Source organism: Streptomyces boetiae (assembly GCF_031845405.1).
Lineage (GTDB): Bacteria > Actinomycetota > Actinomycetes > Streptomycetales > Streptomycetaceae > Streptomyces > Streptomyces boetiae.
Map to the genome: position 1 here is coordinate 61,657 of NZ_JAVREN010000011.1, position 23,646 is coordinate 85,302.

The window sequence follows — 23,646 nt, forward strand, 5'->3', positions numbered from 1 at the left end:
CCGCTGGGAGGTGCCTCCGGTCACGCGCCGGGCGGTCAGCCCGCCAGCCGGAGAAGCGCCTGCACCGGCACGTGGTCGGAGGGGTAACGGCCGTCGGTCCGGAAGGGATTGATGGCCACCGGGCCCACCCGCACGTGCCGGTTCGCCAGCAACCAGTCGATCCGGGTGCCGCCCTCCACCGGGTCGCGGTAGTTGGGGAACGTCCCCCAGGACGGGGTCCGCCGCTCTCCGGTCAGCCAGGTGTCGGCCAGGCCGCCCTCGGTGAGGATGCGGTAGGACTCGGAGGTCTCGGCCGGGGTGTTGAAGTCGCCGGTCAGCACGACCGGCAGGGCCGGGTCGAAGGCCGCGATCCGCTCCCGGATCAGGGCCGCGCCGCGCTGCCGGGAGTTCTCCGACTGATGGTCCAGGTGAGTGTTCACGTGTGCGAATTCCCGGCCCGTGCGGCGGTCGAGGAACCGCACCCAGGTGGTCATCCGCACCACCCGATTCCCCCAGGTGGCCGAGCCGATGAGGGCAGGCGTGTCCGAGAGCCAGAAGTGGTCGAAGTCCAGCGGCTCCAGGCGCCGCGCGTCGTAGTACACCGACATGAACTCGCCCCGGCCGCCGCCCTCCCGGCCCAGGCCGATCCACGCGTACCCGGCCGGCAGGTCCGCCTCCACCTGCCGCACCTGGTGGTACAGGGCCTCCTGCACGCCCAGCACGGTCGGGCGCTCCGTCTCCAGGAACGCCGCCAGCACCGGCCGCCGGTCGCTCCAGGAGTCGGGGGAGCCGGGCGCTGCCCCCGCGTCGTAGCGGATGTTGAAGGAGACCACGTGCAGCCGGTCGCCCGTGGCCCGGCCGATCACGGGCTCCGCCGTTCCCTCGGCCCGGGGCGCCGCCCGGGTCGCGGCCCGCGCCGTCCCGCCGCCGGCCAGCAGCCCGGCCGCGCCCGCCCCGGCCGTTCCCAGCACCACGCCCCGCCGCGAGACCCCGCGGCCCTCGCCCTGCTCGTTTCCGCTTCCCACCGGCTCCTCCTCGCGTCGTCCGCCCGTCCGTGCTCGCCGGCCACTCTCCGGGCGCGCGGTGTGGGCCCCGGGAGGCCCGGGGGGCCTGCGGTCGAACGGCAGTCGAACGCCCGGTTGGGGGCGCCTCCCAGCGGTAGCTGGGGGAGGGCCATGATCGACTCGCAGCGGCGCCGGGGCGGCGGCAGATTGGGAGCGTGCGCAGATCAGCGGAGTGGTGGCCGGGCGGGCGTGCCTATCCGCTGGTGCCCGCGCTGCTGATCGTCTCCGGGTTCGTCGTGGACCTCTTCATCAGCTCGAACATCTCGCTGACCCCGCTGTACGTGGCCGCGCCGCTGCTGTCCGCGCCCGTGCTGTCGCTGCGCGCCACCGCCCTGTACGGGCTGGCGGCCGTCGCCGCCGTCGTCTTCCACCTGCCCTGGCGGATGGGGGTCTCGTGGGAGGAGGGGGGGCTGCGGACCGGGACCGTGGTGCTGATCTCGCTGCTCGCCCTGGTCATCAACCGCCTCGTCGCCCACCGGGACGAGCGCATCGCCTCGGCGCAGAACGTGGCCGAGACCGTGCAGCGCGCCGTCGTGCCCGAGCCGCCCGACCGCGCGGGCACGCTGCGGGTCGCGGCGCGCTACCGGGCGGCGCAGCGGGACACGCTGGTCGGCGGGGACCTCTACGCGGTGCGCGAGACGCCGCACGGCGTGCGGGCCGTGGTCGGGGACGTGCGCGGCAAGGGCCTGACGGCCACGGAGGCGGTCGCGGTGCTGCTGGGGGCGTTCCGCGAGGCGGCCCAGCAGGAGGTGGATCTGGAGCGGGTGGCCACCCGCATGGAGGAGGCCCTGGTCAGGGAGCGGCGTTCCCGCGACAACCTGGACCCGGTCGAGGGCTTCACCACGGCCGTGCTGATGGAGGTCCCGGACGGCGCGCCCACCCGCCTGCGGCTGATCAACCGCGGGCACCCGCCGCCGGTGCTGCTGGGGCCGGGCGGGGAGGCGCGTTTCCTCAGCGGGCGGCAGGCGGCGCTGCCGCTGGGGCTGGGGGACCTGGTGCCGGGGCCCGAACTGCTGTTCACCGCGGACTTTCCCAGCGGCAGCCACCTCTTCCTCTACACGGACGGGGTGAGCGAGGCCCGCGACCCGGAGGGCACCTTCTTCGACCCGGTCCGCTGCCTGGAGGGCCACATCTTCCCCGGCCCGACGGCCCTGGTCGACCACCTGGTGAACGACGTGGTCGCCCACACCCAGGGCCGCCTGAAGGACGACATGGCCCTCCTCGACGTCTACCACCCGGTCCCGGAGGCGGAAACGGCCCTCCGCCACCCGTCGACGGGGGTGCGGGGGCCCTAGCCGGGCCTTGATCGGGGCGGGCCGGGGGGAACGCGCCGCCTTCCGCGCCAGGCGCTCGGCCGCGCGGGGCTGGCCGTCTCGCCCGCGGCGGGCTCTCGGCGCTGCGCGCGGATTCTGTGTGCTCGGCTGCGCCGGGCGCGGGCTGCGGGGCCGAGGGGCCCGGCCGCGGACGTCTCTCGCCTGCGGCGGGCCCGGGGGAACGGGGCGGGTTGCGCGTGCCCGCCGCGCGGGGCTGCGCGTCTGGCCTGGGGCGGGTTCCGGGGAGCGTCGCCCGGGCGGCCCGGGCGGCCCGGGCGCCTGCGCGGGGCCCCCGGCGCTCGGCGGGGAGGCCGGGCGTCGGGGGCGGGCGCCGCCGAGGCTGCTTGCCCAGCCGGGGCGGCGCGTCGGGCACCGCCCGGCGGACGCGGCCGTCAGCGGGCCGGCCCCGCCGTCGCGGGCGCCGCCGCGTCCGCCGGGGCGTCGCCCGCAAGGCGCGTCGCGCCGTGCACGCTCCCGCCGCGCGCGGCGCGCCGCAGGCCCGTCGCCATCACCGCCGCCGCCAGGAGGGCCGCGATCAGGGGGACCAGGAGGGCCGCCTGGAAGCCGTCGAGGAGGGCGGGGGTGGGGCCGTGGCCGGAGTCCTCGCCGGCGACCGCGACGTTGACGGCCGTGGCCAGGGAGAGGCCGAGCGCCGCGCCGAACTGGAAGCTGGTGTAGAGGAGGCCGCCGGCCAGCCCCTGCTCCGACTCGTCGATCCCGTCCGTGGCCGCGATCGTCAGCGGCCCGTAGGCCAAGGCGAAGGACACGCCCACCAGCAGCATCGTCGGGAACATCGCCAGGTAGACCGTGTCCGTGCCCACCGGCAGGAACAGCGCGTAGGCCAGCGCCGCTATCAGCAGCCCGCCCAGGATGACCCGCGTGCCGCCGAAGCGCTCCACCAGCCGGGGCGTGAGCAGCGGCGCGAGCACCGCGTCGATGCCGAGCACCAGCATCGCCAGGCTCGTCTCCATCGTGGACCAGCCGCGCAGCTCCTGGAGGTAGAGGACGGCGACGAACTGGAAGCCGAAGAAGGCGGCGGCCAGCAGCAGCCCGGCGAGGTTGGCCCGCACCAGCGCGGCCGACCGCAGGATGCCCAGCCGGACCAGCGGCGCCGCGGCCCGGCGTTCCACCAGGACGAACGCGCCCACCAGCGCGAACCCCGCCGCGAGCGTCGCGGCCGTGCGCCCGGCGCTCGCGTGCGCCGCCCGCTCCACGGCCAGCACCAGCAGCAGGATCGCGCCGGTCACCAGCACCGCGCCGGCCACGTCCACCCGGCCGGCCCGGGAGCGCCCGGTCTCCGTCGGCTCGCGGTCCGGCTCGCGGTCGTGCTCCGCGCGCGGGATGAGCGCCAGCGCGCTGATGAGGATGAGGAAGGAGAGGACGACCGGCGCGAAGAAGACCCAGCGCCAGCTGATCGAGGCCAGCAGCCCGCCGATCACCAGGCCGAGCGAGAAGCCGCCGGCCGCCGTGCCCGAGTAGATGAGCAGCGCCCGGTTGCGCTGCGGGCCCTCGGGGAAGCGGGTGGTGATGATCGACAGCCCTGCCGGGGTCATGAACGCCGCGGACACGCCCGTCACGAAGCGCGCGGCGATCAGCATCCAGCCCTCGGTGGCCAGCCCGCCCAGGCCGGAGAAGAGGAGGAAGACCCCGAGCCAGGTCAGGAACATCCGGCGCCGCCCGAACAGGTCGGCCGCCCGGCCGCCCAGCAGCATGAAGCCGCCGTAGCCGAGGACGTAGGCGCTCATCACCCACTGCAATTCTCCGGTGGCCAGGCCGAGATCGGAACGGATCGACGGGAGGGCCACGTTCAGCATGGCCACGTCGATCCCCTCCAGGAAGATGGCTCCGCAGAGCACGAGCAGCATCCCCCAACCGCGTGCGGACATGACGGCTTCCCCTCAGGTGGTGGCGGCTCTGACGCAGGTCAGAGTTGGTTCCCTCTTGTAACCGACAGCATCATGGGGAACCATTCCCGCATGGAAGAAGGCACTTTGAAGTCCCCCGGGCACATGCGGGATACCGTGACGGCCCCGGCCCCGGCGGCCCCGGCCGGGGAGGACACCGCCGACTGCGTCGCCGACTATCCCTACGACGTCAAGCAGTGGGACGTGCGCGAGGACTGCGAGGTCCGGCAGATCCTGGACCGGATCGCGGACAAGTGGTCCCTGCTGGTCATCGCCCTGCTGGACTGCGAGTCGCTGCGCTTCACGGAGCTGCGCCGCGAGATCGACGGCATCAGCCAGCGCATGCTGACCCGCACCCTGCGCCACCTGGAGCGCGACGGCCTGGTCAGCAGGACCGTGCACCCGACCGTCCCGCCGCGCGTGGACTACGCCCTCACGCCCCTGGGTTCGACCCTGCACGCCACGATCCAGTCGCTCGTCGCCTGGACCGAGCGGCACCAGTCGGAGATCGTCGCGGCGCGCGCCGCCTACGATGCCCGTGAGGCGCGCGAGGCGTACGGTGCGCCCGGGAAAGAACACGAGGGGTGAGCGCGGGATCTCACCGGCATAACAATTGACGCACCGTCAGCTACTCATCCGCAGACAGAAGGTCGCTGTTATGCCCGCTTTGGCGCGCTTGCTGGCTGAAAATCCTGGTCAGCGGGTGCGCTTATTTCCCCCGACCACTTGGAATCGGAGCCGGTCGTCTATTAACGTTCGATAACGCAGCGCGGTCGTCACCGCCGTCGCAAGAGACGGCACCGTGCTCCGTCGCCGAATCCGGCGCGTGCGAAACAACTGCACCAAAGGAACCGGGGAACCACCACGTGGGGTGAATCGGACCGCCGGCTGCCACCCACGGCCGGCCGCTCGTAGGGGACCTTCCTGCTCCGAACCCGTCAGCTAACCCGGTAGGCGAGAGGAAGGAAAGGAGAGCGCCCCCGTGGCGTTGAACCCGCATGCCTCACCTCGTGAGGACGCGTATCCGGCCCCGTACGGACCCTTGGACGGGTACGGCTTCGGGGGCCAGGACCCCGCGCACGGCGGTGCGGCCCGCACGGCCGCCGCCGCGGCCCACCAGGCGGCCCCGGCCTTCCCGGGCTTCTCCGACCTCTCCCGCTTCCCCGGCGCGACCGGCACCGCGACGTTCGCCCAGCCAGCCGCGTTCGCCCAGCCCCAGGCGTTCGGCCGGCCCGACGCGTCGAGCGACGCGCTCACGGACACCGCGAGCTTCGCGCCCTTCGGTCGCACCGCGCCCGCCTCCTACGCGCGTCCCGCCGAGGTCCCGACGGCCCCGGCCGTCTCCGGCCCCTCCGAGGCGGCCGTTCCCGCGGCGCCCGGACTGACGCTCCCCCAGGCCGCGCCGCGGACCGGCGACGAGGCCACCGCCGAGGACCCGGCCACCACCACGCTCGCGGCCGTTCCCGCCCCCGGCTCCTCCTCCGCCTTCGCGGACCTCGCCTCCGCCCCCGACTACTTCGGCCCCTCCGTCTCCGCCGAGGAGCCCTACGCGGAGTGGAACCCCAGCGCCGAATCGATCCGCCCCGTGCGCGGCCGGCACCGCGTCGCCCGCCAGCGCGGCGGCACGATAGCGCGCAGCCGCGCCGTGCTGGGCGTCGGCGTGATGGCCGCGGTCGGCGCCGGCGGCATGGCCACGGCCAACGAGGGCGGCGCGTCCTCCGTTCCCGGCATGGGCGCCGCGGCCGACACCCTGCGAGACGACGTGCCGATGCTCGGCGGCCTGCTCGGCCTGGCCGGCGGCTCCGACGCGGGGGGCTCCGGCGACACCGCGCTGGCCACCGCCCCGCTGAGCGAGGCCGCGCTGCCCGACGCCGACGTGGCCGCCGGCGTCACCGACGCGGGCGAGGCGCTGCGCGCTCGGATTCTCGCCCAGGCCGACCACCAGGACGCCGAGGCGGAGGCCGAGGCCCGCGCCGAGGCCGTGGACGCCGCCGCCGAGGAGGCCGCCGCCGCGGCCGAGGCCGAGCGCGCGGCCGAGGAGGAGCGCCGCCGCCAGGCCGAGGAGGAGCGCGAGCGCCGCGAGGAGGAGGAGCGTCTGCGTGAGCTGCGCGAGAGCTTCTCGCTGCCGCTGGGTGACTTCCGCCTCTCCTCGCTGTTCGGCGCGGCAGGTTCGCTGTGGCAGGCCAACCACACCGGCCTCGACCTCTCCGCCCCCGCCGGGACGCCGATCCGCAACGTCCACACCGGCACCGTCCAGGAGGCGGCCTGGGCCGGCTCCTACGGGTACCGCGTGATCGTGGAGCTGGAGGACGGCACCGAGGTGTGGTACTGCCACCTCTCCTCGATGGGCGTCTCGCCCGGCGACCGGGTCGACACGGGCGACACGATCGGCAACGTCGGCTCCACGGGCAACTCCACGGGCCCGCACCTGCACCTGGAGATCAGGCCCGGCGAGAGCCCCATCGACCCGCTGGCCTGGCTCCGCGGCAAGGGCCTGACGATCTGAGGGGCCGTTCCTCCGCGTCGCGCGCACTACCCCGGCGGCCCTGGCGGCCTCCCCCCGACGCCAGGGCCGCCGGTCTAACCTGGGGCGCATGACCGCACCGCTTCGCGCCCCCCGCACCCTCGGTTCGCTCACGATCTCGCCCCTGTGCCTGGGCGGGAACGCCTTCGGCTGGACGGCGGACGAGGCCGCCTCGTTCGCCGTGCTCGACGCCTACGCGGGCGGCGGGGGCAACTTCATCGACACCGCCGACGTCTACTCCGCCTGGGTCGAGGGGAACCGGGGCGGCGAGTCGGAGACCATCATCGGCCGGTGGCTGGCCCGGCGCGGGCGGCGCGAGGAGATCGTGGTCGCGACGAAGGGCGGCGGCCACCCGGACTTCAAGGGGCTGGCGGCCGAGACCCTCAAGCGCGCGGCCGACGAGTCCCTGCGCCGCCTGGGAACGGACCATATCGACCTGTACTACACGCACTTCGACGACGAGTCCGTGCCCGTCTCCGAGATCATCTCGGCCCTGGACGAGCTGGTGAAGGCGGGCAAGGTCCGCGAGATCGGCGCCTCCAACATCTCGCCCGAGCGCCTGGCCGCCTCCCTGGCCTTCTCCGACAGCGAGGGCCTGGCCCGGTACGTCGCGGTGCAGCCGCACTACAACCTGGTCTCCCGGGAGACCTACGAGGGCGAACTCGCGGCCGTCGCCGCCCGCAACGGGCTGGCCGCGATGCCCTATTTCGCGCTCGCCTCCGGCTTCCTGACCGGAAAGTACCGCCCCGACACGCCCGTTGAGTCGGCGCGGTCCGGCCGCGCCGGCGAGTACCTGGCCACGGAGCGTGGCCGCCGCGTCCTCGCCGCGCTCGACCGGATCGCCGCCGACCGCGCCCTCTCCCCGGCCACGATCGCCCTGGCCTGGCTCGCGGCCCAGCCCACCGTCGCCGCCCCCATCGCGAGCGCGCGCACGCCCGACCAGCTTCCGCCGCTTCTCGCTCTGAGCGGCGTGATGCTGACGGAGTCCGAACTGGCCTCGCTGTCGGCGGCTTCGACGCCGGACGTGTAGCCTCCGCGGGGCGGCCTGCCGCTGTCGTTGGTCCCTATTGGGCAACGTCCGGGGCGGGCCCCGGTGTTCAAACGCCCGTCAGTCCCGGTTCGGACCCTTCGCCTCGCGGCGGGCCGTTTCGGCCTGGTCGGGGGCGTTGGCCGCCTCGTACGCCTCCGCCGAGCGGTGCCAGGCCGCCGTGATCTCCTCGGGGGGTGCGGCCGTCGCTCGTAGGGCCTTGGCGTAGCCCTCGTGGGCCTGGCCTGTCAGGAACGCGTCGCCGAGGTCCGCGAAGAAGGCCGCCGCGCGTGCGGCCTCCGCCCGGGCCTCTTCCGAGCGGCCCAGGCCGAGGAGGGCCGTGGCCGCGTTGTGCCAGGTCATGGCCTCGCCCTCGGCGTCGCCCTGGTCGCGCCAGAGCCCGGCCGAGACCCGGGCCGCCTCCAGCGCCTCCTCGTAGCGCTCCATGTGCTCCAGGGCCAGGCCCATCTGGAGCCAGCCGTTGGCCTCCAGCTCCCGGCTGGACAGCTCGCGGCCCGTCTCCCGCATCGCCAGGCCGGCGTCGCCCGCCTCCCGGTGCCGCCCCAGCTTGCGCAGGGCCTCGGCCTCGATGCCCCAGCAGCGCCCCACCGTGTCGAGGTTGCCCGTCTCGCGCCCCAGGCGCCGCGCCTCCCGGGCCGCCTGCCTCGCCTCCTCGTGGCGCCCCAGCCCGTTCAGCGTCGAGGCCAGGCTGCGCAGCGCGTCGGCCTCCGCGTCGGGGTAGGTGACCTCCCGGCTCACGGCCACGGCGCGCTCCGCAGCCTCCAGCGACTCGGCGAACCGGCGGGCGTCCCGCAGCGCCGCCGAGAGCGAGACCCACGCGTTCGCCCGGCCGTGGCCGTTGGGCGTGCCCTCGTAGAGGTCGCGGGCGGCGGTCGCCGCCTCGACGGCCCCGGCGGGGCGGCGCAGCATCTGGAGGGCGCCGCAGGCGACCAACTGCCCGGCGGCCTCCACCTCGCGGTTGCCCGCCTCGCGCGCGAGGCGGACCGCGGCCAGGCCCGCCTCCAACGCCTCCTCCCCGCGCTCCAGTTGGTGCTGGGAGCCGCCGATCATCAGCCACGCCTGCGCCTCGGCCACGCGGTTGCCCGTCTCCCGGGCGATGTCCCGGGCCACCGTGGCGAATCCGATCAGCTCGTCGAAGAACCGCCGCTCCTCGAAGTAGGCGGACAGCGCCCCGACGAACTCGGCCACCCGCGGGTCGTCCGGCATGGCGTAGGCCACCGCCGAGAGCGTGGAGCGCTCGTCGTCCAGCCAGCTCATGGCCGCCTCCCGGCTGCCGAACAGGCCCGCGACCTGTTCGTCCGGGCCGGCGTTCAGCCACTTCCCGGCCGAGGTCACGGTGCGCAGGTAATGGTCCATCAGCCGCGAACGGGCCTGCTGGTGGCGGCGCCTGGCCTCCCGGCTGCGCTGCGCGTGCTCCCTGGCCTGTTCGGCGGCGAACTCGCCCAGCAGGTCGTGCAGATGCCAGCGGTCGCGGACGGTGGGGGAGCGGTCGATCAGGTGGGCCATGGCCAGCGAGTTCAGCAGCGCCCGCGTCTCCTGCTCGCCGCGGTCGGCCAGCAGGGAGGCCGCCTTGGTGGAGATCTGCGGGCCGGGGTTGAGGCTCAGCAGCCGGAACAACTCGGCCTGCTGGGGCGTGAGCAGGGCCAGGGACTCCTCGAAGACGGCGCGCACCGCACGCGATCCGTCGGTGAGGTCGCCCAGACGGCTCTCGGCCACGGCGAGTTGGGCCGCGCGTTCGGCCAGCGGCTGGCCGGGGTCGGCGGTCAGCAGGGAGCCGGTGATCTGCAACGCCAGGGGCAGGTAGCCGCAGGCGCGGGCCAGGGCCTCGGCCCCGGCCGGGTCCTCCTCCACGCGCCGGTCCTCCGGGTCGGCCACCCGCAGCGTGCGGCGCAGCAGGTCGACGGAGCCCTCCGGGCTCATCGTGCGCAGCGGGATCAGCCGCGCGCCCAGGCCGATGAGGGTGCGCCGCGAGGTGACCACGAGCCGGTGGTGGGGCGTTCCGGGCAGCAGCGGCCGTACCTGCTCGGGGTCGGAGGCGTTGTCGAGCACGATCAGCAGCCGCTCGCCCCCGGCCGCGAACTCCTCCAGCCGCGAGCGGTAGAGGCCGGCGCGCTCGTCGGGGCCGGAGGGGATGTGCGCGTCCGGCACGCCGAGGGAGCGCAGCAGCGAGCCCAGGGCCTGCGCGGGCTCCACGGGGCTGGGGCCGTAGCCGCGCAGGTCCACGAACTGCACGCCGGAGAACCACTTCTTCTCCCGGGCGCGCTCCCAGGCGGCTGCCACCAGCGTCGTCTTGCCGACGCCGGGCAGGCCGGTCACCACCACGGCCGCCGGGGCCGGGTCCGCGCCGGCCCCGGGCGTTTCCCTCGCGGGGCGGGCCCCTGGCGGGGCGAACAGGCCGAGCAGCGTGCCGACCTGCTCCTCCCGGCCCGTGAACTCCGGCGGCGGGGCGGACAGTCCGCGCAGCGCGGTGGGCGTGGCGGGGGCGGCCAGGCCGTTGTAGTTGAACTGGGGGCCGTTGACGGCGGTGGGGCCGGCGAACGTCCCGTGGCGGAAGTCGTTGTGCTGCGGCCGACCGCCGCCCTTGCGCCGGTTCTTGCCGCCCTTGCTGTTCTTGGCGCTCTTCCCGCCGCCGCCCTTGGCGCTCTTGCTCGCCACCGCTACGCCTCCGGCCCCGCCTCGGTCGCCAACTCCCCGGCACGCTCCGCGCGTTCGGCCGCCGGCTGATCCCCGGCCGCCCGGTACGCCTGCGCCGAGCGCCGCCACGCCCCGGCCACCTCGGCCGTTCCCCGCCCGGCGGCGGCCAGGGCCAGCGCCAGGCCCTCGTTGGCCAGCCCGGTCTCGAACAGGTCGCTCGAGCCCTCGAAGTAGCGCACCGCCTCCCCGGCCGCCGCGACCGCCTCCTCCGCCCGGCCGCCGTTGCGCAGCGCCGTGCCCGCGTTGTACCGGCAGCGGGCGACGCCGTCCGCGTCGCCCAGCTCCGTCCAGACGGCAGCGGCTTCCTCCGCCGCCGCGACCGCCTCGTCGAAGCGCCCCAGCGCCTCCAGGGCCCGGCCTACCGCGCTCAGGCCGTGGGCCCGCAGCACCTCGGAGCCGGTCTCGCGCCCCGCCTCCCGCACGGCCTCCGCGCGGGCCAGCGCCTCCTCGTGGCGCCCCAGGCCGCGCAGGGCATGGGTGATCTTCAGGTCCGCGTACGCCTCGTCGGAGCGCAGGCCGAGCTCGCGGCTCAGCTCCCGGGCGCGCTCGCCGGCCGTCAGGGACTCCTCGTAACGCCCCAGGTCGTCCAGGAGGGCGGCCGTGCTGCGCAGGCCCGCGGACTCAAGTCCCGCCTCCCCGGCCGCCGCCGCCCGCTCGCGCGCCGCCCCGCCCGCCTCCAGCGCCTCCTCAAGCCGCCGCAGCGCCCGCAGGCAGTCGGAGATCTGGAGCAGGGAGCGCGCCTCCCCCGGGGGGTCCGCCTGCGCGCGCCGCAGCTCGAGGGAGGTCCGCGCCGCCTCCAGTGCCTCGGGGTAGCGCTTGAGCGTCTCCAGCGACAGCGAGATGTCCATCTCGGCCTGCGCCTCCTCCGGCCGCGCGCCGAGCCGCCGGAACGCGTCGCGCGTCTCCCGGTAGACCGCGAGCGCCTCCTCGTGCCGGCCCAGGGCCCGCAGCGCGTCGCCGGTCACGTCCCGGGCGCGGGCCACCAGCTCGCTCATCCCGGCCTCCCGCGCCCGCTTCTCCGCCTCCTCGGCGGCGGCCAGCGCCTCGGCGGGGCGCTCCATGTTCAGCAGGCAGCCGGCGATCAGTCCGCCCGCGCCCGCCTCGCCTTGGGCGTTGCCCGTCTCCCGGGCGATGTCCCGGGCCATCACCGCGAATTCGTGGAGCTGGTCGAAGGCGTGCCGCTGCTGGAAGTAGGAGGCCAATGTCAGGGCGAGCTGCGTCAGTTCCGCCTCGCGCGGCATGGTGTGCCGCAGGGCGGTCAGCGTGGGCTGCTCCTCGTCCAGCCAGCTCAGCGCCTCCTCGCGGCTGGCGAACAGGCCCGCGATCTGCTCGCCAGGCAGGGCCTCGACCCACTTGGCCGCCGAGGAGACGGTGCGCAGATAATGTTTGGTCAGCCGCAGTTGCGCCTGCTGGTAACGGCGCCTGGCGTCGCGGCTGCGCTCGGCGTGCGCCCGCGCCTCCTCGGCGGCGAAGTCCCTGACCAGGTCGTGCATCTGCCATCGATCGCGGGCGGTGGGGGAGCGGTCGATCAGGTGGGCGAGCGCGAGCGCGTCGAGCAGGGCCCGCGTCTCCTGCTCGCCGCGGTCGGCCAGCAGGGAGGCGGCCTTGGTCGAGATGACCGGGCCGGGGTTGAGGCTCAGCAGCCGGAACAGCTCGGCCTGTTGCAGGGTGGTCCGCTCCAGCGACTCCCGGAACACCGCACGCACCGTGCGCGTTCCGTCGTCCAGCCCCGACAACCGGTCCCCGGCCGCGGCGAGTTGCCCCGCCCGTTCGGCCAGCGGCTGGCCGGGGTCGGCGGTCAGCAGCGAGCCGGTGATCTGCAACGCCAACGGCAGGCGCCCGCAGGCGCGCGCCAGGGCCTCGGCCCCGGCCGGGTCCTCCTCCACGCGCCGGTCCCCGGGGTCGGCCACCCGCAGCGTGCGGCGCAGCAGCCGCACCGAGCCCTCGACGCTCAGCGTCCGCAGGGTGATCAGCCGCGCGCCCAGGCCGATGAGGGTGTGCCGCGAGGTGACCACCACGCGGTGGTGGGCCGTTCCGGGCAGCAGCGGCCGGATCTGCGCGGGGTCGGAGGCGTTGTCCAGCACGATCAGCAGCCGCTCGCCCTCCCGCGCCAGGCGGGCCAGCCGCGAGCGGTAGAAGCTCTCGCGCCCGTCCGGGGTGGGCGGGACGCCCGCGTCGGGCACGCCGAGGGAGCGCAGCAGCGCGTCCAGGGCCTGGGCCGGCTGCACCGGACTCTGGTCGTAGCCGCGGAGGTTGATCACCTGCACGCCGGTGAACCAGCCCTCCTCCAGCGCGCGGTGCCCGGCGGCCACGGCCAGGCTGGTCTTGCCGACGCCGGGCAGGCCGGCGACCACGGCCGTGGAGGGCACGGGGTCGTCGCCGTCCCCGTCCCCGTCACTGTCCCCGTCGCCGGCGCTCCGGCCGGGCGGGGCGAGGAGCGCCAGCAGGCCCTCCAGGTCCTCGTCCCGCCCCGTGAACTCGGGCGGGACGGGCGGCAGGGCGTCCAGCGCGGTGGGCGAGGCGGGCGCGGAGAGGGCGTTGTAGGTGATGTGCTGGGTGCCGCTGCCCTGCACCGGGCCGTGGAACGCGCCCTTGCGCAGGTCGTTGCCCGGGTGCCCCCGCCCGCCGGGCTTCTTCTTCTTGCCGCTCTTGCCGCTGCTCTTACTGCTCTTGCTGCTCTTCCCGGTCTTTCCGGCCATGCGCGAACCGGCCGTTACGGCTTCTGCTGATAGGTGATGTGCTGCGTGCCGCTGCCCTGGACGGGGCCGTTGAAGGTCGCGTGGCGGAAGTCGTTGTGCACGCGCGGGCCCTGGCCGTCCTCCGCGCCCTCGTGCCGGGCGACGGCCGCGAGCAGCGCCTCGGCGGCCTCGGGGTCGGCGTCCAGCGTGGCGCGGAACTGTGCCTCCCACAGCCGCAGCGCGCGCTCGAACTCGGCGTCGGCCGCCCGGCGTTCGCGGATGGCCCGCTCCAGCTCCCCGGCCCGCGCCTCGTCCTCGGGCCGCTCCTCCAGCGCGTCCAGCGCCGCCTCCTCGGCGCCGCCCCTGACGGTCCGCCGGATGATCCCGGACAGCCCCTGCCAGACCTGCCGCCCCAACTCCCCGCCGGCACCACCGGCGAGGGCCGCCAGCACGGCCAGCGAAATCGGCTCCATCTGTCATCCCCCAGGCGTCGGCTCCTCGGCACCGTCAGGCTACCGGACGTAATCTTCACCTTTCCCGCCCAACGGCCAATCGCACCAGACCCGTTACGGTTCCCGCATGAACGCGCTCCCCGAGGCGGACGACCCCCTCCCCGGCGGCCTCTGCCACCCCGGCGCCGTCCGCCGCGACGGCGAGGCGGTCGAACGCCCGGCCCCGCCCCACGCGTTGGCCCTCCACGCCCACCTGCGGGCCCTGCGCGTCCGCTCCTTCGACGCCGCCCCCGTCCCCCTCGGCCCGCCCGCCGCCGGGCGCGAGCGCCTGAGCTACCTCCCCGGCGAGGTGGCCGTCCCGCCCTACCCGGCCTGGTCCCACGCGCCCGGGGCGCTGGCCTCCGTCGCCCGCCTCCTGCGCCGCTACCACGACGCCGCCGCGGCCGTTCCCCCCGACCCGTCCGTGCCCTGGCCCGCCGACCTGGCCGACCCCGAGGGCGGGCCGGTGCTGTGCCACAACGACCTGTGCCTGGAGAACGTCGTCTTCCGCGGCGGCGAGGCCGCCGGCCTCATCGACTTCGACCTGGCCGCGCCCGGCCGCCCGCTGTGGGACCTGGCCATGGCCGCCCGCTACTGGGTCCCGGTGCTCGACCCCGAGTCCGCCGCCGTCACCAGCCGCGACCACCTCGACGTGCCCGCGCGCCTGCGGCTCTTCGCCGACGCCTACGGCCTCCCGGCCGGCGACCGCGCGCTCCTCCCCTCCGTGATCGAGGCCGCCACCGCCCGCACCCGCGCCTTCGTCACCGCCCAAGTCGCCGCGGGCTCCCCGGCGTTCACCGAGGCCATCGCCGCCCACGGCGGCTGGGCCCGCTGGGACCGCCTCCAGCGGTGGCAGGCCGCCCACCGCTCGGACCTCCGGGCGGCGCTCGTCCGCTAGGTGGCCGCTTCCCTCGGCTTCCGCAGCACCTCCGTCAGCGCGGCGATGCTGTGCTCCCCGTACCCGGCGTCCGCCGCGCGCCGCACCAGGTCGTACAGGGGTGCCAGCCAGGCCGTGTCGACGTCCGCCTCCCGGCCCACCTCCTCCTCGTGGGCCGCCCCCGCGAGGAAGAGGTTCACGGAGGAGGCGCCGTCGCTGTAGTCCCGGCGGTCGATCTCCCCGGCGAAGACCGGCAGCACGGACTTGATCATGTCCAGCCACTTCCCGGCGAACCGCACCATGCTGCGCGCCTCCAGGCCGCGGGCCTGCACGAGCGCCGCGCCCTGGAAGAAGCCGGTCAGCGCGGGCAGCAGCATCGCGCCCACCGCCATCTCGTACAGCGCGGCCAGGTCGGTCTCGGGCCCGAGGTACACGGTGTCGCCGCCCAGGACCCGCAGCGTCGCCTCGTGCTCCTCGAAGACCGCCGCGTCGCCGCCGTAGTACAGCAGCGTGTCCGCCGCGCCCACGGCCGAGGGCACGTTCTTGACCGCCCCGGCCAGGAACCGCGCCCCGTTCCCCGTGGCCCAGGCCGCCAAGGCGCGGGCCCCGGCGGGCGAGCCGCTGTTCAGCGTCACGAGGGAACGCCCGGCCAGCGCCGCCGCGGCCGGCTCCAGCGCGGCGCGGGTGTCCTCGAAGGTGGTCAGGCACGCGACGACGAGCGGGCTCGCCGCGACCGCCTCCGCCGCCGTCCCGGCCTGCACCGCCCCTTCCTTCACCAGCGGCGCGGCCTTGGCCGCCGTGCGGTTCCACACGGTCGTCGGATGCCCGGCCCGCACGAACGCCCCGGCCAGCGCCCGTCCCATGGCGCCGAGCCCGATGACGGTCACGGGCATAGGGGTGTCCCTGGTCATACGTCACTCCGGATCGTCGAGGGGAATCGCCGCACGGATCGCGGCGCGGCGCCCGTTCATCCTGCGACGGCACGCACATTCCCTCAAGTACCTACAATTCTGTTCGGTACCCACATTCATGTCAGTGAGGAGCGCTTCCCTCCATGCCCCAGCGGACCTACACCTGCGGACTCGACGCCGCCATCGCCGTCATGGGCGGCAAGTGGAAGGGCCTGATCCTCTTCTCCCTCGGCGAGGGCCCCCTGCGCTTCGGCGAGCTGAAACGCGCGGTCGCCGGCATCAGCGAGCGCATCCTGATCCTCCAGCTCCGCGAAATGGAAACCAGCGGCCTGATCCACCGCGAGGTCTACCACCAGGTCCCCCCCAAGGTGGAGTACTCCCTGACCGACTTCGGCGCCTCCCTCAACACGGCCCTCGCCCCCCTGGGCGAGTGGGGCGAGGAACACATGGACCGGATCGTGGCACTGCCGTAGGGGCCGGGCCGGGCCGGGCCGGGCCGGTACGCTACGTGCTCGCGTGGAGCGAGGAGGTGCGCCCGGTGGAGCAACGGGAGACGGTTGGCCGGCTGGACGGCGCCTGGGTGTGGGCGCGGCTGTCACCGGAACAGCGGGTCCGGTTCCGGGACGAGCTGGCGTTCGCGCTGCGCGGGGCCCGGCTGACGTTCGAGGTCGAGCCGGTGGCCGCGGTCGTGCGGCGCTGGTGGCTGGAGGCCGGCGGCCCGGCCGAGACGGCCGCGCAGGACGAGGCCGCCGCCCGCGAGGACGCGCTGATCACCCGCCGCCCGCACCCCCCGCAACAGGACCCCACCCGCTGGGTGGACCGCACCGGCCCCGCCGTCCACGCGGCACTGTCGGACGACGACCGCGCCCGGTTCGAACTCGACTTCTCCGGAGCGCTCTCCCGCGCGGAATCGCTCCACGATCACCGGGCCCCGCTCGCCGTCATCCACGACTGGTGGGGCACGGCCTTGCGCGAGGCGAACCCCGAACAGAACGAGAAGGACGCGGACTTGGCCCGCCGGATCGAGGCGGGCGACATGAGCATGTTCCCCTCCCCCTGAGGGAAGTTACCCGCCGTGAGGTACGAACTTCGCTATGTGCAGGTCGCGGAGGAACAACTGCGGGCCCTGCCCCCCACTGCGCGCAAGGCCGTCGATAAGGAACTCAGCAAGATCCGCGACGATCCCTACCGCGGCGCCAAGAAGGGCGCCCACGGCACCTTCTGGCGCGACTTCCCCGCAGGGCAGATCCTCTACATGATCTCCGACCACATCATCACCGTGACGGTGCTGCGCATCACTGCTCTCTGAGGCTCCGACCTCCTGCCGTTCCAGTCGTCATGTCACGGTGAGCCGTGCGCTGCGCTTCTCGATGACCACGCCGCTGGGCTGCTCCGAGCCTCGGCGTCGGTAGGCGCGTACGACAGGCTCGCCGCGTCGCCCTCCCCGCCGGGGCCGTGGCCGATGGCGCCCAACTCCTAGTGCTCACCTTCTCCCGGTGCGCGGCGCAGCGCCAAGTAGGCGAGCGAATCGTCGTTCCACACCGCGCCCGCGCCGATGCTCGGAACCCACCCCACCAGCCCCCGTTCCGCCGCCGCGGAAGACGCACGAAGCCGCCCGTACGGAGACACGGCCCCCGCCAGCCATACGTTCAGCGGGGGCAATAACCCCTCCGAGCCGGTCAGTTCCACACCGGTCCAGCGCTCGTTCGGATGCGTGGCGAACGCTCCGCGCAGCGCTCGGTCGTCGGTCGGCTGGCCCTCGTCGACCACCAGCCGGACCTCTGGACCGGCCAGCCGCACCGAACGTGGCGCGTGCGCGCTCTGCCCCTGCATCGCCAGGAAGCCGGAGATCACGGTGGTGTCGCTGCGCAGATGCTCCCCTTCCCAGGCGAACGCGAGGGTGCGGGACAGGCCGCGGAAGCGCAGGGGAACGATCAGCCGCCCCTGCGGGGCCAATTGGCCGAACCACGCGTCCGGGAGGTCGGCGGCCCCGGTGGTGACCACGATGCGGTCCCAGCCCTCGGCGGGGGTCTCCGCGAGGGGTTGCGCGCCGTCGCCCGTGCGGACCTGCACCCGCGCGTATCCGGTCTCGTCCAGCAGCCGTCGCGCGCGGCCGGTGATCTCGGGGTCGATGTCCACGCTGGTCACGGACCCGTCCGGGCCGACCATCTCGGCCAGGAGCGCGGCGTTGCACCCACCGGAGCCGATCTCCAACGCCCGCATGCCCGGAGCCAGTTCAGCGGCCTCCAGCATGCGCGCGTGCAGCCACGAGGCGGAGATCGAGCTGACGGCCCGGCCGCCCTCGGCCCGCTTGGTGAAGATCGCCTCCGGCGCGCCGTACACCTCCGCCGCCGGAACCCCGGGAGCGAAGCGATGCCGGGGAACCGCGCGAAACGCCGCCTCGACGGCCGCGGACACGATCGCGCCGCGCTCCACCAGCTCCCGCACCATGCGCTCGCGCAGCTCTGCAAAGCCCACGTCGCCCCTCACCCGCCGATGTGGCGGCGTGGGTCGACGCGGCGCATCGCGTAGAGGACCGTGGCGGGGCTCATCGTAAAGGATTCGCCGCTGCCGAAGTCGAGGCGGCGGGCGCCGCGGGGGAGGGCTCTTATGTCGCGGACGGTGAAGACCTGGCCGCCCATGAGCAGTTGATCGCCCTGGCGGATGCTCGCCGCGTCGACGGTGACGCCGACGACCGCGCCGCTGTCGTTCTGCCTCATGCGTGCTCGCCCCTTCGGGCCTGGGGTACGTCCAGCTCGCACCAGACAGCCTTGCCCTCGCCGCGGGGGCCCCAGCCCCAGCGGTCGGCCAGGGCCGCCACCAGGACCAGGCCGCGCCCGCACTCCGCGTCGGGCGTGGGCGGGGCCGTGCGGGAGAGGGAGGGGCTGCGGTCGAACACCTCGACCCTGATGGCCCGTTCCGTCCACGCGACGCAGACGGTGTCCAGCCCGCCGCCGTGCCTGAGGGCGTTGGTCATCAGCTCGCTCGCGCACAGCACGAGGTCGTCCAACCGCTCCACGGCCAGGGGCAGTTCCCTCTCCCGGGTGACGCCGCCGAGCCGGCGGACGTCCGCGACCGAGCGCGGGGACATCGGCACCGTCCACACCACCGGCGCGGGTGAAGCAGGAAGAAGATCAGCGAGAGAACCGCTGAGATTCACTCAACGGTTGTGGATGCGGGTGTAGATTCCCGGCTCGGCCAGGTGGTCTGGTAGATCGGAACGGCGGGACCGCAAGGCGCGGCCATGCGGCCGTAACGCGCGGCCATGTGCGGCGACTGCCGGGGGGGATTTCCGCTTCTGTTCGGTTTCGCGCCGCGCGGGTACTCCTTCCGCACGAGGGCCGTAGCAAGGACGCGGGCGAGGCGGGAGGCGTGCCGTGCGTATGAAGAGGAAGGGAACCGTTCTGCTCTGGCGCTGGCGGCGCAATCCGCTGCGGCGCCGTTCGGATGTCGCGGAGGCGTGGATCGGGGTCGCGGCCTGGGGCGCGTTGCTGGTGGGCGTTCCGGCCGCCGCCGCGCTCACCGCGACGGGCGCCGCCTCGGCCATGCTGCGGCAGGCCGAGGAGCTGCGGCCGGTCGCGGCCGAGGTCACCGAGGACGTGCCCGAGTCGCACGGCCTGCACGGCGGGCGTTCCCCCGCCTCCGTGCGCTGGGCCGGGGAGGACGGGGCGCCGGGGACCGGCTGGACGCTGCTCGGGCCCGGGACGCCGGCCGGCACCCGCGTGACCGTCTGGGTGGACGGCGAGGGCCGGGTGCAGCCCGAGCCGCCGCCGCCCGCCGTCGCGTGGGCCGGCGGCGCGGTGCTGGGCGCCGCCGCCGCGGCCGGCACCGGCCTCGCGGTCGTGGGCCTGCGCCACGGGGCGCGCGCCCGGCTTGAGGCGCGCTGCCGCGAGCGCTGGGAGCGCGAGTGGGCGGAGATCGCGCCGCAGTGGTGTCGCGGGGCCTGACCGGGCCCGGGGCGGCGTGCCACTCTGGTCGGCATGAGCAGGGTGGCGGTGGGCATCGACCTGGGGGCCTCGGCGTCCTCGATCGCGGTGTTCGACCCGGCGCGCGGCGGCGTGCGGGTCCTCCCGGGGCGCACGGGCTCGACCCGCACGCCCAGCGTGGTGGCGTTCACCGAGGACGGGCGGCGGCTGGTCGGGCAGGCCGCCCGCGACCGGGCGGTGCTGCACCCGGCCGCGACGGTGGAGCGGGTGCCGGTGGGGCTGGGGCGCGGCTGGCGGTTCGAGCACGCCGGGGCGCGGTACGAGCCGGAGGACCTGGCCGCCGCGCTGATCGCGGCGCTGCTGGACGACGCCGAGCGCGAGCTGGGGGAACGCCCGCGGTCGGCCGTGTTCGCGGCGCCCGCGCACCTGGGGCCCGAGGGGCGCGAGGCGCTGGTGGACGCGGCGGGCCGCGCCGGGCTGACCGTGCCGCGGGTGATCGCCGACACGGTGGCCACCGCCCTGGCGTACACCGCGGCGCTGCCGCCGGACGAGACGCGCACGGCGCTGATCTTCGACCTGGGCGGCGGCAGCCTGGGCGCGACGCTGGCCGACGCGGGCGACGGGGTGTGCGACGTGCTGGCCACCGCGGGGGACGGCGCGCTGGGCGGGGCGCTGTGGGACCAGCGGCTGGCCGGGCGCCTGATCGACGGCTTCGAGGAGCTGCACGGGGCGGGCCTGCGGCGGGACGTGGCGGCGGTGCGGCGGGTGACGGAGGCCGCGGAGCGGGCCAAGGCCGAGCTGACCTCGGCGGCGGAGGCGACGGTGCGGGTGCCGTTTCTCCAACGCGCCCGCGACGGGCGTTTCTTCGACCTCGTGGACTCGGTGACCCGGCGGGAGTTCGAGGGGCTGACGGCCGATCTGACCGCGCGCTGCGGGGCGTTGCTCGACGTGCTCTTCGCGGCGATGGACCCGCACCGCGACTACCGGCCGGGGCCGGGGGAGGTGGAGGAGATCCTGATCGCGGGCGAGGCGGGGCGGATGCCGGCCGTGGCGGCGCTGCTGCGGGCGCGCTGCGGCGGCACGGAGCCGCGGCGGACCACGGGCCCGGCGGGGGCGGCGGCCGGGGCGGCCTGGCAGGCGGCGCTGCTGTCGGGGCTCCAGGGGAAGTTCCTGCTGCTGGACGCGAACACGGCCACGCTCTTGGCCGGACCGGTGGTTCCGGCGGGCGGGGCGGGGGAGTTGACCACGCTGGTGCGGCGGGGCGTTTCCATACCCGTGCGGCGCTCGGCCGGCCTCGAACTGCCGCCCGGGACCTCGGCGGTGGGGCTGTGGTCGGGCGAGTCGCGCACCCCGGCCGGGAACCGGCTGCTGGCCGTGCTCGACCTGCCGGACCCGCTGCCGCCGGGCGGCGGGCCGGTGGAGTTCGTGCTGGACGTCGACGCGAACGCCCGCCTGCACGCCGCCGTCACCCACCCGGGCACGGGGCGTACGGCCCGGGTGATGGTCTCGCGCCGCACGGCGGCGGAGGCGGCCGAGGCGGTCCAGGCGGCGCGCCGCGGGCAGGGACCGGGCGCGGGGCCCGGCGCCGGGCCGCCCGGCGCGCGGCGGGCCGGCTCGGGGTGTTGAACGGCCGGGACCAGGGCGGACGTCGAACGCCGGGGCGCGCGCCGGGCGTTGACCCCCGGTGGCGTCAGCCGCCGTACAGCTCCTCGATGTCCTTGGCGTAGGTCTCGGCCACGGCCTTGCGCTTGACCTTGAGGGAGGGGGTCAGCAGGCCGTTCTCCTCGGTGAAGTCGCCGTCGATGATGGTGAACTTGCGGATGGACTCGGCGCGGGAGACGGCCTCGTTGGCGTAGTCGACGGCGCGCTGGACGTCCGCGATGAGGTCCTTGTCGTGGCGAAGCTCGGAGATGGGGGTGTCGCGGGGGCGCTTGCGGACGCTGAGCCAGTGGTCCATGGCCTCGGGGTCGAGGGTGACCAGGGCGCCGATGAACGCCTGGCCGTCGCCGACGACCATGCACTGGCCGATCGGGGGGCGGCTGCGGAGGCGGTCTTCGAGGACGGCGGGGGAGACGTTCTTGCCGCCGTTGGTGATGATGATGTCCTTCTTGCGGCCGGTGATGGTGAGATAGCCGTCCGCGTCCAGCGCGCCGATGTCCCCGGTGGCGAACCACGCCTCGTCGTCCAGGACTTCCTTGGTGGCGGCGGGGTTGTTCCAGTAGGAGCCGAAGACCGTGCCGCCCTTGATCAGCACCTCGCCGTCCTCCCCGATGCGCACCGCCATGCCGGGGATGGGCTGGCCGACGGTGCCGGGGCGCGGGGTCAGCGGCGGGATGAGGGTGGCGGCGGCGGTGGTCTCGGTGAGGCCGTAGCCCTCGTAGATCACGATGCCGCAGGCGTAGAAGAAGAGGTTCAGGCGCCGGTCCAGCGGGGAGCCGCCGCTGATGGCGTAACTCATGCGCCCGCCCAGGGCCTTGCGGATGCGGCGGTAGACCAGCAGGTCGTACAGCAGCCGCGCGGCGGAGAGGCCGAAGCCCGGACCGGGGCCGGTGCCCAGGTACTTGGCCAGCGCCGCCTCCCCGTAGCGCACCGCGATGCGGTCGGCGCGTTCGAAGGAGGAGCCCCGGCCCATGCGTTCGGCCGTGGCCCGGCCGGTGTCGTGGATCTTCTCGAAGAGATAGGGGACGCCGACCAGGAACGTCGGGCGGAACGCGGCGAGTTCGGGCCGCAGGTCGTCCGGCTTGATGCTGGGGCAGTGCCCGATCTCGATGCGTGCGGAGAGGCAGGCCATCTGGAGGGTGCGGCCCAGGATGTGCGCCAGGGGCAGGAAGAGGAGGGTGGAGGCGGTCTGCCCGGTGACCTCCTCGAAGGTGGGCTTCAGCAGCTCGACCAGGTTGGCGCACTCGGCGTGCAGGTTGCCGTGGGTGAGCACGCAGCCCTTGGGGCGGCCGGTGGTGCCGGAGGTGTAGACGAGGGTGGCGATCGTCTCCAGCGTCAGGGCGGTGCGGCGGGCGTCCACCTCGGCGTCGGGAACGTCCTTGCCGAGCGCGGTGAGCTGCCCCAGGGCGTCCTCGTCGATCTGCCACACGCGCACGTCCAGGCCGCCGGGGACGTTGGCGGCGTGCTCGGCCGTCTCGACGACGATGGTGCGGGCGCCGGAGTCGTGCAGGATCCACTCGACCTGCTCGGAGGAGGAGGTGGCGTAGACGGGGACGGTCTGCCCGCCGGCCGCCCAGATCGCGAAGTCCAGGACCGCCCACTCGTAACAGGTCCGGGCCATCACCGCCACGCGCCCGCCCGGCTCCAGGCCGGAGGCGATCAGGCCCTTGGCCACGCCGGTGACCTCCCGGGCGAAGGCCGCGGCGGTCACCGGGGTCCAGCGCCCGCCCGTCTTGCGGCGCAGGACGACGGCGGCGGGGTCCTCGGCGGCGTTGGTGAAGGGGATGTCGGCGGGGGTGCCGGAGGCGGGCGGCTCGACCAGCGCCGGGACCCGGACCTCCCGGACCACCCCGTCCTCGCGGATCACCTCGGGCCGCGCACGGTCGGCCAGGTCCCCGCGCTTCTTCGCCCTCCGCATGTCACCGAGAACCCGTGCGTACATGGCAGCTCCCTTGCTGAATGCCGGTCCGGGCGGCTAATTTATCGCCGGGTAAGTTTACTCGTCAGTTAGATAGCGGGACGGATCGAGGAGACGCACGTCATGGCAGACATCGCCGACCTGGCCGCGCTGGACTTCGCCAGTGTGACGCCGCAGGAGTTCGCCCGGATCGTGAAGGGCCTGTCGAAGAAGGAGGTCAGCCAGCTGGCAGAGGACTCGGCGCTGCGCACGCGCGTGATCAGCGAAGTGGTGAAGCGCATGCAGGAGCAGTTCAAGCCGGAGAAGGCGGGCTCGCTGAAGGCGCTCATCCGCTGGGAGGTCAGCGGCGACCCGGTCGTGGTCTACGAGACCGAGGTCAAGGACGGGAAGGTGACCGTCACCGAGGGCCGCTCCGAGCGCGAGCCGCGCGTGACCCTGACGGCGAACGACTACGAGTTCCTGCGGCTGGTCTCCGGGAACGCGAGCCCGGTCACCCAGTTCATGACCCGCAAGCTGAAGGTCAACGGGGACATCGGGCTGGCCTCGGCGCTGCCGAAGTTCTTCGACATCCCCAAGGCGTAGCGCGGCCCGCCTGCGGCGCGAGGCCGCAGGCGGCTTTGGGCCTGGGCGCGAGCCGTGCTCAGGCGCCGGTGGCCGCCG

21 protein-coding genes and 1 riboswitch are annotated in these 23,646 nt (G+C 75.0%); of the genes, 11 read left to right on the plus strand and 10 right to left on the minus strand.

Annotated elements, in window-relative coordinates; translation table 11 throughout:
- Nucleotides 1–35 precede the first annotated feature (35 nt).
- Nucleotides 36–1,004 carry an endonuclease/exonuclease/phosphatase family protein gene (locus tag RM780_RS10400; RefSeq protein WP_311630317.1) on the minus strand — a complete coding sequence of 323 codons (969 nt, stop codon included), beginning with the start codon at nt 1,002–1,004 and terminating at the stop codon, nt 36–38.
- A gap of 194 nt (nt 1,005–1,198) precedes the next feature.
- On the opposite strand from RM780_RS10400, the gene RM780_RS10405 reads away from it, so the two are divergent.
- Nucleotides 1,199–2,338: a PP2C family protein-serine/threonine phosphatase gene (locus RM780_RS10405; RefSeq protein WP_311630318.1), complete on the plus strand. Its 1,140-nt coding sequence runs from the start codon at nt 1,199–1,201 to the stop codon at nt 2,336–2,338.
- A 410-nt stretch (nt 2,339–2,748) separates the two neighbouring features.
- Here the strand turns inward: RM780_RS10405 and RM780_RS10410 are convergent, their stop codons facing one another.
- Nucleotides 2,749–4,242 (minus strand): MFS transporter, encoded by a 1,494-nt coding sequence (locus tag RM780_RS10410; RefSeq protein ID WP_311630319.1) that lies wholly within the window; start codon nt 4,240–4,242, stop codon nt 2,749–2,751.
- A 90-nt stretch (nt 4,243–4,332) separates the two neighbouring features.
- Between RM780_RS10410 and RM780_RS10415 the strand changes: the two genes are divergently transcribed.
- The 3 genes from RM780_RS10415 (at nt 4,333) to RM780_RS10425 (ending at nt 7,814) form a co-directional block, all read left to right on the plus strand.
- On the plus strand, nt 4,333–4,848 hold the full coding sequence (locus tag RM780_RS10415; RefSeq protein ID WP_311630320.1) for a winged helix-turn-helix transcriptional regulator: 516 nt from the start codon (nt 4,333–4,335) through the stop codon (nt 4,846–4,848).
- 213 nt (nt 4,849–5,061) lie between these two features.
- Nucleotides 5,062–5,232: riboswitch (cyclic di-AMP (ydaO/yuaA leader) on the plus strand.
- A gap of 10 nt (nt 5,233–5,242) precedes the next feature.
- A complete protein-coding gene (locus RM780_RS10420) occupies nt 5,243–6,766 on the plus strand; it encodes a M23 family metallopeptidase (protein ID WP_311630321.1) in 1,524 nt (507 codons plus the stop codon).
- An 88-nt stretch (nt 6,767–6,854) separates the two neighbouring features.
- Entirely contained in the window at nt 6,855–7,814 is a 960-nt protein-coding gene (locus RM780_RS10425; RefSeq protein ID WP_311630322.1) for an aldo/keto reductase, read from the plus strand.
- A gap of 78 nt (nt 7,815–7,892) precedes the next feature.
- On the opposite strand, the gene RM780_RS10430 is transcribed toward RM780_RS10425, so the two are convergent.
- The 3 genes from RM780_RS10430 to RM780_RS10440 are packed head-to-tail and all read right to left on the minus strand — an operon-like array spanning nt 7,893 to nt 13,677.
- Nucleotides 7,893–10,487: an NB-ARC domain-containing protein gene (locus RM780_RS10430; protein WP_311630323.1), complete on the minus strand. Its 2,595-nt coding sequence runs from the start codon at nt 10,485–10,487 to the stop codon at nt 7,893–7,895.
- Between the two features lie 2 nt (nt 10,488–10,489).
- The gene (locus tag RM780_RS10435) at nt 10,490–13,225 is read right to left on the minus strand and encodes a tetratricopeptide repeat protein (RefSeq protein WP_311630324.1); all 2,736 of its coding nucleotides are present in this window, start codon (nt 13,223–13,225) and stop codon (nt 10,490–10,492) included.
- 14 nt (nt 13,226–13,239) lie between these two features.
- Nucleotides 13,240–13,677: a hypothetical protein gene (locus RM780_RS10440; RefSeq protein WP_311630325.1), complete on the minus strand. Its 438-nt coding sequence runs from the start codon at nt 13,675–13,677 to the stop codon at nt 13,240–13,242.
- A gap of 106 nt (nt 13,678–13,783) precedes the next feature.
- Between RM780_RS10440 and RM780_RS10445 the strand changes: the two genes are divergently transcribed.
- A complete protein-coding gene (locus tag RM780_RS10445; protein ID WP_311630326.1) occupies nt 13,784–14,593 on the plus strand; it encodes a phosphotransferase in 810 nt (269 codons plus the stop codon).
- Here RM780_RS10445 and RM780_RS10450 read toward each other — a convergent pair.
- Nucleotides 14,590–15,483, minus strand: a complete 894-nt coding sequence (locus RM780_RS10450; protein ID WP_311630327.1) for an NAD(P)-dependent oxidoreductase — start codon at nt 15,481–15,483, stop codon at nt 14,590–14,592. The two genes, RM780_RS10445 and RM780_RS10450, sit on opposite strands and share 4 nt — an antisense overlap.
- A gap of 143 nt (nt 15,484–15,626) precedes the next feature.
- On the opposite strand from RM780_RS10450, the gene RM780_RS10455 reads away from it, so the two are divergent.
- From RM780_RS10455 to RM780_RS10465, 3 genes are read left to right on the plus strand one after another with little or no spacing between them, the layout of a single operon-like run.
- Entirely contained in the window at nt 15,627–15,956 is a 330-nt protein-coding gene (locus RM780_RS10455) for a winged helix-turn-helix transcriptional regulator (protein WP_311630329.1), read from the plus strand.
- Between the two features lie 35 nt (nt 15,957–15,991).
- Nucleotides 15,992–16,543 (plus strand): DUF6247 family protein, encoded by a 552-nt coding sequence (locus RM780_RS10460; RefSeq protein WP_311630330.1) that lies wholly within the window; start codon nt 15,992–15,994, stop codon nt 16,541–16,543.
- A gap of 15 nt (nt 16,544–16,558) precedes the next feature.
- Nucleotides 16,559–16,792, plus strand: a complete 234-nt coding sequence (locus tag RM780_RS10465) for a type II toxin-antitoxin system RelE family toxin (protein WP_311630331.1) — start codon at nt 16,559–16,561, stop codon at nt 16,790–16,792.
- 167 nt (nt 16,793–16,959) lie between these two features.
- Here the strand turns inward: RM780_RS10465 and fxlM are convergent, their stop codons facing one another.
- Genes fxlM through RM780_RS10480 form a run of 3 tightly spaced genes read right to left on the minus strand, consistent with a single transcriptional unit; the run spans nt 16,960 to nt 18,574 of the window.
- Nucleotides 16,960–17,961 carry a methyltransferase, FxLD system gene (gene fxlM, locus RM780_RS10470; protein WP_311630332.1) on the minus strand — a complete coding sequence of 334 codons (1,002 nt, stop codon included), beginning with the start codon at nt 17,959–17,961 and terminating at the stop codon, nt 16,960–16,962.
- 8 nt (nt 17,962–17,969) lie between these two features.
- Nucleotides 17,970–18,203, minus strand: a complete 234-nt coding sequence (locus RM780_RS10475) for a hypothetical protein (protein ID WP_311630333.1) — start codon at nt 18,201–18,203, stop codon at nt 17,970–17,972.
- The gene (locus RM780_RS10480) at nt 18,200–18,574 is read right to left on the minus strand and encodes an ATP-binding protein (protein ID WP_311630397.1); all 375 of its coding nucleotides are present in this window, start codon (nt 18,572–18,574) and stop codon (nt 18,200–18,202) included. Before RM780_RS10480 ends, RM780_RS10475 begins: the two co-directional genes overlap by 4 nt.
- 292 nt (nt 18,575–18,866) lie before the next feature.
- Between RM780_RS10480 and RM780_RS10485 the strand changes: the two genes are divergently transcribed.
- Together RM780_RS10485 and RM780_RS10490 are read left to right on the plus strand one after the other, a co-directional pair.
- A complete protein-coding gene (locus RM780_RS10485) occupies nt 18,867–19,430 on the plus strand; it encodes an Rv1733c family protein (protein ID WP_311630334.1) in 564 nt (187 codons plus the stop codon).
- Between the two features lie 33 nt (nt 19,431–19,463).
- Nucleotides 19,464–21,035: an Hsp70 family protein gene (locus tag RM780_RS10490; protein WP_311630335.1), complete on the plus strand. Its 1,572-nt coding sequence runs from the start codon at nt 19,464–19,466 to the stop codon at nt 21,033–21,035.
- 64 nt (nt 21,036–21,099) lie between these two features.
- Here the strand turns inward: RM780_RS10490 and RM780_RS10495 are convergent, their stop codons facing one another.
- Nucleotides 21,100–23,010, minus strand: a complete 1,911-nt coding sequence (locus tag RM780_RS10495; RefSeq protein WP_311630336.1) for an AMP-dependent synthetase/ligase — start codon at nt 23,008–23,010, stop codon at nt 21,100–21,102.
- Between the two features lie 99 nt (nt 23,011–23,109).
- Here RM780_RS10495 and RM780_RS10500 point away from each other — a divergent pair, with 99 nt between their 5' ends.
- Nucleotides 23,110–23,568 (plus strand): SCP2 sterol-binding domain-containing protein, encoded by a 459-nt coding sequence (locus tag RM780_RS10500; protein WP_311630337.1) that lies wholly within the window; start codon nt 23,110–23,112, stop codon nt 23,566–23,568.
- Nucleotides 23,569–23,646 lie beyond the last annotated feature (78 nt).